This is a genomic window from Chitinophaga sp. LS1 (genome assembly GCF_034274695.1).
GTDB lineage: Bacteria > Bacteroidota > Bacteroidia > Chitinophagales > Chitinophagaceae > Chitinophaga.
This window is the reverse complement of the sequence record NZ_CP128362.1, coordinates 7,463,054-7,480,325: the sequence shown is the minus strand read 5'-3', so window position 1 is coordinate 7,480,325 and position 17,272 is coordinate 7,463,054. Positions and strand designations below refer to the sequence as shown.

10 protein-coding genes are annotated in these 17,272 nt (G+C 41.1%); 5 read left to right on the top strand and 5 right to left on the bottom strand.

The window, feature by feature from the left end:
• Nucleotides 1–160: 160 nt before the first annotated feature.
• The 5 genes from QQL36_RS30565 to QQL36_RS30545 all read left to right on the top strand — a co-directional run bounded on the left by QQL36_RS30565 (nt 161) and on the right by QQL36_RS30545 (nt 8,813).
• Nucleotides 161–763, top strand: a complete 603-nt coding sequence (locus QQL36_RS30565; protein ID WP_083729136.1) for a TetR/AcrR family transcriptional regulator — start codon at nt 161–163, stop codon at nt 761–763.
• A gap of 119 nt (nt 764–882) precedes the next feature.
• The gene (locus QQL36_RS30560) at nt 883–2,232 is read left to right on the top strand and encodes a TolC family protein (protein ID WP_083729134.1); all 1,350 of its coding nucleotides are present in this window, start codon (nt 883–885) and stop codon (nt 2,230–2,232) included.
• A 13-nt stretch (nt 2,233–2,245) separates the two neighbouring features.
• Entirely contained in the window at nt 2,246–3,307 is a 1,062-nt protein-coding gene (locus tag QQL36_RS30555; protein WP_083729132.1) for an efflux RND transporter periplasmic adaptor subunit, read from the top strand.
• A 10-nt stretch (nt 3,308–3,317) separates the two neighbouring features.
• Nucleotides 3,318–6,464 carry an efflux RND transporter permease subunit gene (locus QQL36_RS30550; RefSeq protein ID WP_321567879.1) on the top strand — a complete coding sequence of 1,049 codons (3,147 nt, stop codon included), beginning with the start codon at nt 3,318–3,320 and terminating at the stop codon, nt 6,462–6,464.
• 333 nt (nt 6,465–6,797) lie between these two features.
• The gene (locus QQL36_RS30545) at nt 6,798–8,813 is read left to right on the top strand and encodes a M13 family metallopeptidase (protein ID WP_321567878.1); all 2,016 of its coding nucleotides are present in this window, start codon (nt 6,798–6,800) and stop codon (nt 8,811–8,813) included.
• A gap of 214 nt (nt 8,814–9,027) precedes the next feature.
• On the opposite strand, the gene QQL36_RS30540 is transcribed toward QQL36_RS30545, so the two are convergent.
• The 5 genes from QQL36_RS30540 to QQL36_RS30520 all read right to left on the bottom strand — a co-directional run bounded on the left by QQL36_RS30540 (nt 9,028) and on the right by QQL36_RS30520 (nt 17,095).
• Nucleotides 9,028–9,276 (bottom strand): DUF1003 domain-containing protein, encoded by a 249-nt coding sequence (locus tag QQL36_RS30540; RefSeq protein ID WP_083729126.1) that lies wholly within the window; start codon nt 9,274–9,276, stop codon nt 9,028–9,030.
• A gap of 74 nt (nt 9,277–9,350) precedes the next feature.
• Nucleotides 9,351–9,761, bottom strand: a complete 411-nt coding sequence (locus QQL36_RS30535) for a fasciclin domain-containing protein (protein WP_083729124.1) — start codon at nt 9,759–9,761, stop codon at nt 9,351–9,353.
• A gap of 290 nt (nt 9,762–10,051) precedes the next feature.
• Entirely contained in the window at nt 10,052–10,639 is a 588-nt protein-coding gene (locus tag QQL36_RS30530) for an AidA/PixA family protein (protein WP_321567877.1), read from the bottom strand.
• Between the two features lie 532 nt (nt 10,640–11,171).
• Nucleotides 11,172–12,233 carry a hypothetical protein gene (locus QQL36_RS30525; RefSeq protein ID WP_321567876.1) on the bottom strand — a complete coding sequence of 354 codons (1,062 nt, stop codon included), beginning with the start codon at nt 12,231–12,233 and terminating at the stop codon, nt 11,172–11,174.
• Between the two features lie 155 nt (nt 12,234–12,388).
• Nucleotides 12,389–17,095, bottom strand: coding sequence for an MBG domain-containing protein (locus QQL36_RS30520; protein WP_321567875.1), 4,707 nt, complete (start codon nt 17,093–17,095; stop codon nt 12,389–12,391).
• Between the last annotated feature and the right edge of the window lie 177 nt (nt 17,096–17,272).

Sequence of the window (17,272 nt, the reverse complement as noted above, 5' to 3'; positions counted from 1 at the left end):
TGTCCCGGGGAGCCTGCAGAAAACTTGAAATCTTTCAAATGGTCTTATCAAGAACGATTTGACAGTAAGTGGCCTGATAGATTATGTTTATCATTTTTGCTAAAAAAAAGTTGGAGCATTAAAAATCTATCTTATCTTTGTCATGTATTAAAAAATATTGATGCCGGTAAAAGATGCACAAACAGAGAGACTGATTATAGAAACCGCTATGCGGATTTTTTTCGTGGAGGGCAATATTCATGCTAAAACACAGACTATTGCTGATGCTGCTGGCGTAAATAGGGGCCTTCTTTATTATTATTTTAAAAAAAGGGAGCAATTACTTCAGGTGGTCTTCAAAGAAGCACTGTCTGTTATAGATATGCGCATGCGGGAGCTGTTTTTTAGAAGCAATATGTCATTTAGAGAGAAGATAGGGCAGTTTGTTGAATTCTTTATAGACAACAACTTAAAGTATCCTTATCTCGAAATGTTTCTCATTACAGAGGTGAATAGTGGCGCACATAATGTACTAAAGCCCGCATCAGAAGAAGTTAAATTCCTATTAGTAAATATTGAAAAGGAGCTGAAAGAAGAAATAAAAATGGGAAATATACCGGATATGTCAGCTCAGCAGTTCATGGCCAATGTTATTTCACTATGCGCATATCCAATCATTTCTAAGCCGTTGCTTAAGGAAATGATGATAATGGACGAACATAAATATCAAATCTTCATTAAAGAACGAAAGCAGCTGGTGCTAAAGGTGCTTTTTAGAAATTAGTTAAATATAGGTGCCCGGGCACTTATTTTTTTACCTTTTATTTAGCAAAAATGCTAAATAAAAACGTCGTATCGATGCGTCTACATAGACGCTTTTTTTAGGTATTTAATTTAGCAAAAATGATAAATAAAAACAGGAGAACGCTTCGGTTGTTGTTATTGTCGGCCGGTTTAATAGTATCTTCAGTATCCCCTGCGCAGCAAATTTTTACATTGAACCAATGCCTGGATACTGCATTAAAAAATAGCTTGCAAATACAATCCGACCAATATGGACTGGAAAAAACAAAAGCTGATGTAGGACAAGCCTATAGCAGCCTGTTGCCAAACATAAGTGCCAGTGGATATTATCAATACCAGTTTAAAGTACCGGTGCAAATGATTCCTGCCGATCTTTTCGGTGGCACCCCAGGTACCTACCAGGCAGCACAGTTTAGCGTACCGCAAACAAAATCAGGGTCCCTGGATATTAGCCAGACTATTTTTAACGCTTCCTCCCTGATCGCCCTTAAGGCTGCAAAAGTTTCCCTGAACATCAACCAACTACAAATTCAAAGCTCCAAAGAAGACCTGGTATATAACGTTTCAGCTACTTATTATAATATCCAAACCATCCTGAAGCAAATTGAACTGACAACCAAAAACCTCTCTAATACTGAAGAACTCTTACAATCGACCAGCGATCAATATAAATCAGGATTGGCGACTGAAACTGATGTCGACCGCCTGTTTGTATCAAGAGACAATACAAAGGCTGACCTTGAAACTGCTTCCAATAACCTTGATAAGGAATACAACGTGCTGAAACTATTCATGAATGTTCCGCTGGATACAAAGTTAACCGTGAGTGAGTATGAGGACAATCAGCCTCTTATTTCACCGGAGCCGCCCGGACTGGATATTATGAAAAAAACAGACTATCTGCAGGTGCTTGAAAATAGACATCTGGCTGAAATTCAACGTAAGAATATTAAAGCAGGATACCTGCCATCTCTCACGCTAAGTGGAAACTATGGCATATCCGCCTTTTACTCAAATGCCAATCCTTTTAACAACCTGAATGATAAATGGTACTCATCTTCTTCTTTCAAGGTTGCCTTGAGTATACCCATCTTTGATGGTTTTAGTAAAAAGTACCAGATAAAGAATAAGTCTATCGCCATTAAACAATATGATATACAAGCCGAACAAATTAAACAGCAAAGCCTGAAAAATGTGGCTAACGCGAATGCTGATTTAAAAACGAATATCCTCACTTTACAGGCCAAGAAAAGAAACCTGAACCTTGCACAAAAAGTACTGGATGATATTAAACTGCAATATCAGAATGGGATTGCAAAAATTACTGATGTCATCAATTCCCAAAGTGAATTATATACTGCGCAAAACAATTATATAAAAGCCATCATCAACATCAAACAGGCAGAACTGGAGCTTAAAAAAGCACAAGGCACCTTACTGAATCAATAAATACTATTAAAACATGAAAGCTATTATCCGATATGCTATTACCGGGGGGATCATAGTAACCCTTGTAGTCATTGTCATCGTCAAATTGAAAGGTAATCAGGAAGAAGTCAAAGAAAAAATATACAGGAAAGATCCGGAACAAAGAGTCGCCATCCAGGCAGACACCATCAGAATGGCATCGATGGTTCAGAATACTACTTTTCTGGGAGCATTTACACCTGTAAGGGAGGTAAGTATTTCCTCTGAAACTGCCGGGAAAGTTGTTACTATCAATATTAAAGAAGGCGATGCTGTTTCGGCCGGGTATTTATTGGCACAGTTAGATACTGATCTTTTAAAAGCCCAGCTGGCCTCTGCAAAAGCAAGTTATGATAACGCGGTATCTACACTACAACGGTATGAAGGTGCTGCCAGTGGGGTTACTAAATTGCAAATGGATAATGCACGCACACAGATCATGACCAGTAAAGCGGAGGTAGCACAACTGGAAAAACAAATCAGTATGTGTACGATCAAAGCCCCATTCAGCGGTATCATTACCGCTAAAAATTTTGAATTGGGAGCTGTAGTAGCTGCGGGTAGCCAGATAGCGGAGTTGACGAATATCGATCAGCTTAAACTGGAAATAAATGTACCGGAGGGTAACATTACTTCTTTCAAAAAAGGCCAGGATATTACTGTTGGTACAGATGTGTATCCTGATAAAAAGTTTATTGGTGTTGTTGATATGGTAGGTGCAAAGGCGGATGCATCTCATAATTATACTTTAAAGATCCTTGTTAATAATAGTGATCATTTACTGAAAGCAGGTATGTATGGTCGTATTCAACTTTCTGAAACGGGGCATGCTCCTGTTATTGCTGTTCCGCGATCTGCACTCATCGGATCATCTAAAGAACCGGAAGTATTTGTAATTGAAAATGGTGTGGCCCATATCCGGGTTATTGAAAATGGGGCGGGCAATGAGACGGAAGTACAGGCAAAAAGTGGACTGAAAGAAGGAGAGATCATTGCGACAGGCGGACTGGTAAACCTTTTTGAAGGGGCAAAAGTGACGATCCCTAATAATCATTAAACAAGTAATTATGTCATTAACAAAAATAGCGATAGACAGACCTTCCATGATCATTGTGATCTTTACCATTCTGATAGGAAGTGGATTGTTTTGTTATACCATGTTGAATTACGAGCTAATGCCGGATATATCCCAGCCTACACTGGTAGTATCTACGTCATATCCGGGTGCGACACCAACAAACGTAGAGCAGACAGTAACGAAGAAAATCGAAGATGTATTAAGTGGGGTAGACAGATTGAAAAATATGACATCTCAATCTATGGAGGGTAATTCGGTTATCCAGGCTGAATTTACGATGGGCACTGATATTGATAATAAGCAACAGGAATTGCAGCGTAAAATCAATAATATTATGTCTGACCTGCCCGATGATGTAAAAACCCCTTCCATCTCTAAGATCACTCCCAGTGATCAACCGATCATGCAGCTAACGGCCACCTCTGCGATGGATAATGCCCGATTTTACGACATTGTAAAAAATGAAATAAAACCACAGTTTCAACAGATCGGCGGGGTCGGAGAAATTACACTTTTAGGTGGACAGGAGCGGGAAATTCAGATTAATGTTAATAAGGAAAAACTGGACTATTATGGATTATCTATTGCGCAGGTAGTAGATGCTGTGAATCGTGGCAATGCAGAATTTCCTACGGGAAAAGTCAAGACACGGCAGCAACAAATGACGGTTCGGGTAACCGGCAAGTTTACATCTGTTGCTGAAATTTCAGAATTAGTGGTTGCACAGCCTGTGACAGGCAGTGTAATCAAACTGAAGGATATTGCTACTGTCAGCGATGTAGTAAAGGACGCTGTGGCTGTGAGTCGTTATAATGGTGTCAATGGGATTGGTATATTGATCAAAAAGCAGAATGGAGCCAATGCCGTTGAAATTAGTAAGCAGGTGAAAGCCAAATTAAACCTGTTACAGAAAAAATATGCTTCACAAAATGTAAAATTTACCATTGCTGATGATACTGCAGATTTTACTATGGAGTCTGCTGAAGCGGTAGAACATGACCTTTTGATTGCAATTATACTGGTGGCCACAATTATGCTTCTTTTCCTGCATAGTCTGCGCGATTCACTAATTGTATTGGTGGCTATTCCTTCATCTCTTATTTCAACATTCACATTGATGTATCTGTTGGGATATTCGCTGAACCTGATGACATTACTGGCCCTTTCATTGGTAATAGGTATACTGGTAGATGATTCCATCGTTGTGCTGGAGAATATACACCGTCACCTGCATATGGGGAAGCCTAAAAGGCAGGCTGCACTGGATGGAAGGATGGAAATTGGATTTTCTGCCTTAGCTATTACAATGGTAGATGTGGTTGTATTTGGTCCTATCGCTTTAGTCAATACAACAATCGCACCTATGCTAAGGCAGTATTCCCTTACCATTGTTATTGCCACATTATTCAGCCTCTTCGTTTGTTATACGCTCACTCCCTGGTTGGCATCCAGGTTTGGAAAAATAACTACACTGAATGAAAAAAACTGGTTGCATAAGATCCTGATCGGGTTTGAGGAGCTTATTCACCAATTGACAAACTGGTATACCAATGCTTTAAAATGGGTGTTGCATCATAAGTTGATAATGACAGCTATAGTAATTTTTTTGTTTGTAGCCACTGCTGTTGTTATGAATATGGGTATACTGGGAAGTGAGTTAGTAGCGAGTGGGGACCAGGGGAAAATTCAGTTAAAACTCGAATATGATAAAAATACAACGGTCATTCAAAATAATCTGACTACAAAGCGTATAGAGAATTATCTGTTATCATTACCTGAAGTAGTATCCGTTTTTTCAAATGTAGCAGGGCCCAGTACTTCAGGACTTCAATCTGTGGCAGCAGTAGGCAGTGAATATAAGTCTGAATTGACAGTTAAACTGGTGGATAAAGCTGTTCGCTCGTTGACAACTGAGCAATATATGATTCAGAAAAGCCATGAAATTGAAAGGAAATTTCCGGGTGTTAAAATTCGCTCCAGCGTGGTGGGGATGGTAAATATGGGAGATCCTATCCAGATCGTATTGAGTTCGGAAAACTATGATCTGTTGATGAATACGGCAGGTGAGCTGAAACGCAGGATAGAAGCAATGCCTGGGACCAACGATATTTCGTTAAGCGTGGAAGACGGTAATCCTCAGGTAGAAGTAAATATTGACAGGGATAAAATGTCCCAGCTGGGATTGGATATAAATACAGTAGGAAGTACCTTGAAAAATGCATATGCCGGAAATACAGATGCGAAGTTCCGGGTAGGTACAAATGAGTATGATATCAATATCAAGTTTGATGATTTTGACAGACAGAATGTATCTGATGTGAAAAACCTTGTATTTGTAAACACAGCCAATCAGCAGATCCGGTTGTCTCAGTTTGCAGATGTAGTGCAGGGAAGTGGGCCGAGTGTATTGGAAAGGAAAGATCGCAGAACGGCAGTGACTGTGAAAAGTAATGTATTAGGAGTGACATCTGGTATTGTGACCGATATAATAAAGCAATCCTTAAAGGAGCATCCGCTGCCTCCGGGTGTTGATCTGAAATGGAGCGGGGATGCAGAAAGGCAAGAGGAATCAATGGGTGCGTTGGGGATAGCCATGATGGCTGCGCTGGTATTGATGTACCTGGTAATGGTAGCATTGTATGATAGCTTTGTATATCCATTTGTGGTGCTGTTTTCCATACCCGTGTCATTTATTGGTGCCTTTTTAGCGCTGAACCTGGCAAAATCATCTATGAGTATGTTTACCATGCTTGGAATCATCATGTTATTCGGCTTGGTAGCAAAGAATGCTATTCTGATTGTAGATTTTGCCAATCACAGGAAACAGGAAGGAGAGTCGACATTTGATGCACTGATCGATGCCGGGAAAACAAGGCTCCGCCCGATCCTGATGACAACTGTAGCCATGGTAGCCGGTATGTTTCCTATTGCTATAGCACATGGTGCAGGTTCTGAATGGAAAAATGGTCTTGGCTGGGTATTGATAGGTGGGTTGAGTTCCAGTCTTGTACTGACAGTGTTTGTAGTTCCAATGGCTTATTATGTTGTGGATATGATAAAAGATAAATTGCAAAAACGTAAAACTAAAACTTTTAAAAGTGAAGGTTTATTAGCTTCACACCAGGTATTATCGTAATAAAATCTTTTTTAGGTCCGAAATGATCTGAATTACAGTTGTAGGTTTAAGTAAACACCTGTGTATTCTTACACGGGTGTTCTTTTTTATGTAGTAAATGGTGGGTGAGGTGCTTAAGCAGCCCAGCGTTTAATTTGGTCTATGATTGTTTTTATCGTGGGCAACTGTTCTAAAGTTGTAGCTGTTGATTCTGAAATACAAAATCCAACGACATTTAATTGCCGGAATCATCCCCAATTTTATCTAGCCCCGGCATCTGAATGTATGATGTATAAGATAGAAACGATATCTTTATAAAAGATCCATCATCATTTCGCAACCAATTTAATCCATATGCAAAACTGGTTCTTTCTATCCGTTTTCTTAGTTTCTTTTGTTGCCTGTCAACCACGAACTAACGAAAAACCCTTTATTGCTATTGAAGGTATCGACTCTACCATCCGGCCTGGCGATAATTTTTATAATTATGTAAACCTAAAATGGTATGATACCGCACAAATACCACCTAGCCAGTCGGGCGTGGGAGCATACCGGTTTATGAACTATCAGCAACGTCTCAGGTTACAGGGTATCCTTGATAGCGTATCAAAAAGTAATGCCCCCGCTGGCAGCCTTGAACAAAAGCTCGGTGATTTCTTTGCTGCCGGAATGGATACCAATACCGTCGATCAGCGTGGCTTTGAACCTCTCAAAACCGGGTTATCCCGGATCAATGCCATCACCAGTATTGCTGATATGCTTTCATTCATAGTGGAAGAAACCAAATTGTCAAACCCATCTCTTATTGATTTTCAGGTTTCACCCGATCAGGAAAACAGTAGCATGAATATGGGGCATATTTATCAAACTGGTATCGGCATGCCTGACAGGGATTATTACTTCAAGACTGACACTGCCACCGTTGCTATACAACAAGCATATAAAAAATATCTCTCAGATCTTTTTAATTTGACGGGAAGCGATATTGCGTTAGCGCAAAAAAATGCAGCACTTGTTTTCAATATCCAAAAGCAACTGGCAACATCACATAAAACCAATATTGAACTGCGGAATATAAAAGACAATTTCCATAAGGTAGCGCTGGCCGATTTAAATAAGCAACAACCTAATATAGGATGGAAGAGTTACTTCCAACATCTGGGTGCTTCCATGGATTCGCTGGATGTAGCCCAGCCAGGTTATTATGATAAATTAAACACCCTCCTCAAATCGATCCCGCTCGAGGATTGGAAAATATACCTGAGAGCGAATTATATTAGTAATTATGCTGACTACCTCAGCAAACCCTTTGTAAATTCATCCTTTGAATATAATAAAGCCCTTACGGGGCAGGCTATGCAAAAAACACGCGGCGAGACCATGTCCAGCGTTGTAGACGCCTACCTGGGCCAGGCATTGGGACAATTATATACGAAGCTATATTTCCCGGAGTCTGCCAAAACACGGATGCTGGAGCTTGTGAATAACCTGCAGAAAGCATTCTCCAATAGGGTAGACTCGCTGGACTGGATGAGTGACAGCACCAAACAAAAAGCCAAGGAGAAATTATTTGCCATCACCAAAAAGATCGGATACCCCGATAAGTGGCGCGAATATAAAAATGTAACCGTGGTGAGGAATAAATATTTTGAAAATGTGGTATCGGCAGCCGCGAACAACTTCCAATATAACCTGGCCAAACTGGGTAAGCCAGTTGACAAGACCGAGTGGTTCACTACACCTTCCACTGTTACTGCTTATAACAATCCTTACGCCAACGAAATTGTGTTCCCCGCCGGCATTCTGCAACCGCCTTACTTTGATAACAACGCGGATGACGCACTTAACTATGGTGGTATTGGCATGGTGATCGGCCATGAAATGACGCATACGTTCGACGACCAGGGTGCCCAGTTTGATAAAGACGGTAATGTAAAAAGCTGGTGGACACCTCAGGACTATGAGAAGTTTAAAGCCAGGACACAACAGGTGATTGACCTGTACAGCCAATTCACCGTATTAGACAGCATTCATGTAAAAGGTGCGCTTACAGTAGGCGAAAATACAGCAGACCTAAGTGGGATTGCCGTAGCATATGATGCGTTTAAAATGACCAAACAAGGCCAGGATACAACAAGGATCGGCGGCTTTACACCAGATCAGCGATTTTTCTTTTCAATAGCCAGGATCTGGCGGGTGAAAATGAAAGACGAATACCTGCGCTACTGGGTCAATAACGATCCCCATTCTCCACCCATTTGGCGTGTAAATGGCCCACTGATGAATATTCCGGCTTTTTACTCAGCGTTTAATGTGCAACCAGGACAGCAGATGTACCTGGAGGAGAATAAGCGGATCAGGATTTGGTAAATTGCGGAAGGTGCGAAAATTGTCCCTCATGGTCTGCTAATTAAGTTAACGTTTAGCAAAAAATAAAGGCGAAGTATCTTAAGTAACAGGAAGGTCATGAGAATTGCAGGTACGGGAATTCTCTCCATCTGGTACCCGAATAAAAAGGGGGCGTCTCGAAGTTTTGAGATGCCCCCTTTGCTATTTCTGCGTTGATGAAGTACTCAGCGCAGTATCATTCCTTTTCTACATTTGCAGTTAATTTCTGAAGCAGCGCAATTTGTTCTACCTGCATGTCGTAAAGGGTTTTAATTTGTTCCCTCAATAATAAGTCCATCTTCTGATCCAGGCTTCGAATTACGATTTCAGATTTCATATTGATCAGGTAATCATTTTCATTTCTCATCCGGTCCTTTTCTTCCTGGCGGTTTTGGCTCATCATTATGACAGGTGCCAATTGCTCAACTAAACATTCTTCATTCATTTATCTACTATGGTCATCCTTAAATGGAAAAAGCCACTGGTATTTTACCAATGGCTTTTGTCACAATATGCTCTCTAGTCAAATTGAATAACTGTATCCAATGAATGTACTATGCCGTTAGATCCAATACTATCCCTACCCTGCAAGACAGCATTATTAATTGTAACCTTTCCGGAAACAAACTTCACTGTTAATTCCCTGCCATTTGTAGTGACTAGTTTCTGATTATCTTTCAGATCCTTATAGTTGGTGATCCCATCTATCACATGGTGATTCAAAAAGGTAATTAAACTTTCTTTGTTTTCTGTCTTTAACAAGTCATTCATCTTAATTGCTTGTAGTTTGCCAAACGCAATATTAGTAGGCGCAAAAATTGTAAAAGGTCCTTTTTGAGACAACTTTTCATCTAATCCCGCCGCTTGTATGCTTTTTGACATAGTGGTCAAATTTCTATCAACCACAATTACTTCCACAACATTTGACATAATGTTTGATTTATCTGCTGGTAGAATAACCTGCAGCTTATGTAAGTTAGTCTTATTGTTTGATTAACAACTATTTATTATTGGGGTATGTATCAGGCTGGTGCTATAAAAAGCAGTATCTCAATGCGATCCCATGTTCGGTCCGCTAAAAAACTTTCATTGATCAGTAAGCCTTCAGAAGGCTTTTTCGTATTGAATTTGCTAGTCTTCATCCCACCTAAAACAGCAGTTCTGCATAAACAGAACTGCTGCACATAAAACTTTCAATATGTAGTGTAAAGCTATCCCGATTATTGTACCTGGATAGTTGGATCCCAGTAGTAGCAACCATAAAGGATCTGATTTTCAGGATTAGCCGGATCCACTTCATATAGCGCAAAATATATGGTAAAGGCTTCCGTCCCTTTAGTTTTAACCTTGGACTCGAATGAATAAAACGTTACTGAGGTCTGTGTCCCCGGCAAGGCATCTGGTTGTGAAGGTACCACTGCACCGCTTCTCACTTCCTCATCCGACCGGAAAGGATTAAACACATTGGGGTTACCACTGTTTGGTGATATATTATAGATGATAACAGCATCATCTGAATTATTGGAAATAGTAGTAGCCCAGAATGCTACATAGTCCTGCACATTTGCAGAGAAGATAATATTAGCCGGGTCATTCTGTCCATTGGCCTGCCCTTTATAGTTCGCTTTAGGGCATATCAGATTGATACCTTCATGATGGTCAAGACCACGGGCTTCGTTCTGGCCTGCATTTCGACCATATGTTGCTTTAATAACGTCAGTGTCAACAACCATGATTAAATTGACGGTGTTAGCTACTGATCTTTGAGTTGTCCGTGAACGAATGGGGGCTTGTGCTGTGTTTGACATAAAATGTGGATTAAAGTTTTACCTACTCTGTTTGGGCTTTTCGGTATCCGCCATAGAAATACGTATATGTATAAGCGATACATATCAGAATCAGACAAAGAAATATTGATCTTCTCCGGAGAGAGAACCCAGATAAGGAGTAAACATGCGAATAGATACCAGCCTGGAGCAGGAATTAATATTATATGCCGGGGTATCATTATTTACTGGAGCAGTTATACCCTTCTTTTATGTGGTGTATTTATTAATTTTGGTTATTGAGGTTAGAAAGCGATGAACTAATTGGTTATTTGAGTTAGTAATTTTTCACTGTTAGATAACAGTCTTCTTTGAATTTTGTTCGTGAATAGAAATAATTTCCTGAACTTAAATAATTCAATTTACATTTATGACTACCAGCGGTTAGCTATAAAAATTATACCTTTACCTGAATTGGCGGATGCTTCGTTATATTAAAATCTTCTAATAAAATTACCAGGCTATACCAGCGGCCATCCTCAAAGAAGGTGTATCCGAAACCAGAAAAACACTATTAGCATACAGGCAGTTCATAGCTGAGAAAGTCTCCCTCACCGGTCGTTAGAAACAGCTGGTCATGCAAAATCATTACGTTGATAATATTACTACTGTAATCGAAAATATAATCCGGATTGGTAGTGGGATGACCATCCAGGTTATATGCTGTAAATGCTATTCCCTCCGGCATTAGCTCTGCCTTACAAATTAAATCTTTTCTGTCCAGCAATAACAATCTGCCAAACTGGGAAACGACCAAAATGGTAGTATCATCTATAAAGAATACACTATAGTTGATATTATCGGGTTCTGCAGCAGGAAAATCTTTACTGCCGTCAAAAATTGCCTGCTGATCCTGCTCCGCTACTTTGCTGATCTCAGGGAAGGAGTAGATTTCCAGTGGCCCGTCATAATGAGGCGCCATGACAAACTCTTCCCCGGATGGAGCAAAGTTGCCCATGATCATATCATCACATTGGGTAAGTGCAGTCAGGGAAATGATACCATTTTTTAGCTGTAACTTTAACAGGATGGCTTCTTCCTGTCCAGCTGAGGCTTCCAGCAGAATAATGCTATTGTCCGGGGTAGTATGAAATGTGTAGACATATTGCTGGCTTTCCAGTAGTGGGTGAGTAGCGACCACTTCAAAATCTGAAGTATTTATTACATGTAGCGCGTCACTTTCATTTTCATCACCTGGCAATACATACCAGATCGTTTTATTATCCCTGCCGAAATAACAGGATGCACCCAGGAAACGGCCCCAGGAAAGATGTTCTATAGTATATAATTCGGTTGTAGCTTCTCCATCCAGAATACGCATATTGGTCGTGTCCGCAATAGCAATCAGGCTACCATCAGGAGAAGCAGACAACTTGCTGCTTACATAATTCGCTTGCTGCCCCTGTATGATTTTTTCCCAAACTATTGCAAGGTTCGCATTGAGCTTTGTAATCAGTGGTTGACCCGCAAAGTTCATGAGGATCTCTCCATTCGGCAATGGCACTACGCTAACGGGGTTAGCAGCGAATGTCTGTTTGTTTTTTAACGGCAGCTTTACATGCGGAAATTGGCTCATGTCTGGTGTTTATGTCAGCGCAAAGGTAATACACAGCCAACTTTTCTGAAAACCTGTATTTATAACATGATGGGGTGGTGGGCTTTCCCATCGGCATTCGATGGCAAAATTAATAACGGGCTTCAAAGTTGTATACTTCGAAGCCCGTTGTTATTTTAATGTAATAATGTCACGACCCCCTGCCGTTGAATAATTTGTCCATTAGTATCTATTGCTTCTGCGTTCCATATATATGTGCCTACCTGCTGTAGTACTCCACCATATCGACCATCCCACCCCTTTGCAGGATCATTGGTTTGATATATTTTATTGCCCCAACGATCATATATCCTCAGGAATTTAAATTCTTTTACTCCTCTCAGATTTACTCTGAATACATCGTTTGTTCCATCGCCATTTGGTGTGAAAGCATTTGCCGCAATGATATCATACCTTATAGTCGGATTTACCAGCAAAGTATCAGTTGTTATGCAGCCTGATGGGAACACCATCTGTATTTGATATTCCTGACTACTTTGAATTGTTGCTATAGGATTGTATATAGTTACATCAGATAAACCGGTTGAAGGCGTCCAGGTGTATACTGCATCTGAAAGATTACGCGCTGATAGTTGAGTAGGTAATCCGGATGTGGTATTTATGGTAGTTAGTCTCGTAGCCGCAAGTTGTGATGCAATGTTTATAATTTGCGTTGAAGTGGCTGCCAGTAATGGGCATTCCTGTGGTGTAGCTGTTAGAGACACTGTGAAATCACCGGGAGTGGTATAGGTAAAATGGGCGTCAGTGTTATTGTCGGTTTGTCCGTCACCGTTGCTCCAGGTATAATCTACCACACCACTTGTATGAATGTCAGATGTATTGGTGAATGTAACTGCTGTATTTTCACAATATGTATTAAAGGTAAATGATGCTGTTGGAGGCAGAATTCTGCTAACGGTAATACTATTGGTTGCATTAGCAGTACATCCATTTCCATCAGTTGCGACAGCAGTGTATACACCGGTTGTTGTTAATGAAAGGGTACCGGTTTCTCCACCATTGATTTGACCATTGTCCAGCAACCACTGGTAGGTATAATTTCCGGAAGCGGTAAGTGTTATGGTAGCATTGTTACCGCAAAGCACTGCGCCTTCTGTTGCGCTCAGGGTAGCTGCGGGGAGTGCATAAATGGTTAAAGTACCATTTACATAAGTGATAGTATAGTTGGATGCTGCAGCACCAGAAGGTATGATGTCATAATTACCTGCTGTTGTAGCTGCTGTAGCAATAGTGGTGGCTACCGGCTGAGCGGCTAATTCAGTAATGCTTTCTCCATTTACCCAACCATTATAGGTAAATGTAAATGATGGATCATTGGCGCCAAAACAACGTGCTTTGTTGTCGGCTGTAATAGTAAGTGCGGCTTTATTGATGGTTAATGTACCGGTAGCATATGTTATATCATAGTTTGTGGCGGTAAGCCCGGAAGGTATGATCGTATAGCTGTTTACAGTTGTTGCACCCTGAGAAGTACCTGTGTAAGTGAGCGTGCCGGTTAAAGCTGCTGATGCATCCTCACCATTTACGAAGCCATTGTAAGTTACGCCGTTCCCACCGCTGAATGGTATACCATCATAGGTTTTGGTAAGATCACTGGCAGTAATAGTAAGTGCCGCCTTGTTGATGGTTAGAGTGCCGGCAGTATATGTTATATCATAGTTTGTGGCGATAAGGCCGGAAGGTATGATCGTGTAGCTATTTACAGTTGTTGCTCCCTGAGATGTACCTGTGTAAGTGAGCGTGCCTGTTAATGTTGTTGATGCATCCTCACCATTTACGAAGCCACTGTAAGTTACACCGTTCCCACCGCTGAATGATATACCATCATATGTTTTGGTAAGATCACTGGCAGTGATGGTAAGTGCGGCCTTGTTGATGGTTAATGTACCGGAAGCATACGTTATATCATAGTTTGTGGCTGAAAGCCCTGAAGGTATGATCGTGTAGCTATTTACCACTGTTGCTCCCTGAGAGGTACCTGCGTAAGTGATCGTACCGGTTAATGCTGCTGAAGCGTCTTCACCATTTACGAAGCCACTGTAAGTTACGCCATTCCCACCGCTGAATGATATACCATCATAGGTTTTGGTGAGGTCACTGGCTGTAATAGTAAGTGCGGCCTTGTTGATGGTTAATGTACCGGAAGCATATGTTATATCATAGTTTGTGGCGATAAGGCCTGAAGGTATGATGGTGTAGCTGTTTACCGCTATTGCTCCCTGAGAGGTACCTGTGTAAGCGATCGTACCGGTTATTGCGGTTGATGCATCTTCACCATTTACGAAGCCACTGTAAGTTACGCCGTTCCCACCGCTGAATGATATACCATCATAGGTTTTGGTGAGGTCACTGGCTGTAATAGTAAGTGCGGCCTTGTTGATGGTTAATGTACCGGAAGCATATGTTATATCATAGTTTGTGGCGATAAGGCCGGAAGGTATGATGGTGTAGCTGTTTACCGCTATTGCTCCCTGAGAGGTACCTGTGTAAGCGATCGTACCGGTTATTGCGGTTGATGCATCTTCACCATTTACGAAGCCACTGTAAGTTACGCCGTTCCCACCGCTGAATGATATACCATCATAGGTTTTGGTGAGGTCACTGGCTGTAATAGTAAGTGCGGCCTTGTTGATCGTTAATGTACCGGAAGCATATGTTATATCATAGTTTGAGGCAGTAAGGCCGGAAGGTATGATGGTGTAGCTGTTTACCGCTATTGCTCCCTGAGATGTACCTGTGTAAGCGATCGTGCCGGTTATTGTGGTTGATGCATTTTCACCATTTACGAAACCACTGTAAGTTACGCCATTGCCACCGCTGAATGAAATACCATCATAGATTTTGGTAAGGTCACTGGCAGTAATAGTAAGTGCCGCTTTGTTGATGGTTAATGTACCAGAAGCATATGTTATATCATAGTTTGAGGCAGTAAGACCTGAAGGTATGATGGTGTAGCTATTTACAGTTGTTGCTCCCTGAGAGGTACCTGCGTAAGCGATCGTGCCGGTTATTGCGGTTGATGCATCTTCCCCATTTACAAAGCCACTGTAAGTTACACCGTTCCCACCGCTGAATGATATACCATCATATGTTTTGGTAAGATCACTGGCTGTAATGGTAAGTGCGGCCTTGTTGATTGTTAATGTACCGGAAGCATACGTTATATCATAGTTTGTGGCAGTAAGCCCAGAAGGTATGATGGTGTAGCTGTTTACCGCTGTTGCTCCCTGAGATGTACCGTTGTATACGAGCGTGCCGGTTAATGCTGTTGACGCGTTATCACCATTTACGAAGCCACTGTAAGTTACGTCGTTCCCACCGCTGAATGATATACCATCATATGTTTTGGTAAGATCGCTTGCAGTAATGGTTAGTGGAGCTTTATTAATAGTTACGGTAAATGTCTCATTGGTGGCAGCAGCATACACGGAATTGCCCGACTGACTGACAGTTATGGTTGCTACCCCGGCTTTTAATATTTTTATCTTCCATTTGTTCCCATCGGCGGCATCTATATATGGTTGTGCGATACTTGCGTCAGATGACTGCAATGTAACGGCAAGACCTGATGAGGAAGATGCTACAGGTTCAAAGTCGGCATCACCATAGGTTTTTACTGCATCTGCCACCGTAATTGTCTGGCTGGTGAGGGGCTGATATTCTATTGCGCCCAGATCAATGATACCACCAGAGCTGTAATTGGCGACACGTGGTTTTCCAACCAGATCGGTGGAAGTGGCACTTAAACCGGTGTATAGACTATTGCTACCCAGATCTATTAATGGACTGGATGAAGTCAAAGAATAATCTCCTTCGGTAAATGGGGCGTTAGAACTGGAAGGTGCATTTACAAAATAGGGATCAGTACTGGCAGGGTTATGGTTAGTAGCATTGGCAGCTACATTCTGCACCATAGTGTATTGTGCTGTATATGACCCGCTAAGATTATAAATTGGATTAGATGTACCGTTGCCATAAATAATACTATTATTGAAGGTCAGGGTGCTGGATGAAATGGCCAGGGCACCTCCCCAACCAGCGGCATTATTTCCGGCGATTACAACGTTAGTGAATAGGGGTGTTGACTGATATGCAAATAATCCTCCGCCATTACCACTACCACTAATATTCGCATAATTACCATTTATGATACAATTAGTGATTTTAGGGGAAGAATTATATCCTATGTAAACACCGGCACCGGCTATCGCCTGGTTCCCGCAAATTATTACATTATTAATAGCAGGTGCTGCTCCGTATAATATGATACCTCCGCCTGCTATTCGCATTATGCCATTGCCGTTTACGGTTAATGTATTTGTTGAGCTACCGGTGGTTGATGTACCTTTCATGATGGTAATACCATTAATTTCGGCTGTGCCTACATCACCTGAAGCAATCATTACATGATAAGCATTGTCATTTAGGTCATCAACTGTGCCTAAGTCGCCACTTAGAATGGTCTTATTTGCAGTGAGAGATAAATTGCGTTCGGCCAAAGTGGTTTCTGTGCCGGCAAATCCGCCATATAATTTGACGTCTTTTACTAATAAAAAGGTTTTATCTCTGTTGTCAGCACTGGAAAAATCGGCTGGATAATTAGGTAACCAGGTCCCACCGGATACCCATATTTGCTTGATGGCCGTGTTGGTCGTAGCGGCTTTTAATGCGTCAGAGAGATTTCCTGAAGCATTGGCCCAACTGGCACCGGTACCGGTGCCACCGGTTTTAACGTATACAATACCGTTGGCATCAGGCGTTTGAGCATAAGCGTTAATGACAAACGTCAAGGATAAAAAGAGAAGTCTTAAAAATCTATTCATTAGGCGGGGATTAGGCATTTTTGTTTAGAACAATTTTATATTTCCATATTCAGAAAACATATCTTTCAATCAAAGCAGCATATACTTAAAATGATTTAACTGCATAATTCTTTGTAAATCAAATTAATGGTAATTAGTTGTGGCATATCTCTATAGAAAACGGTAACAAAGATATAA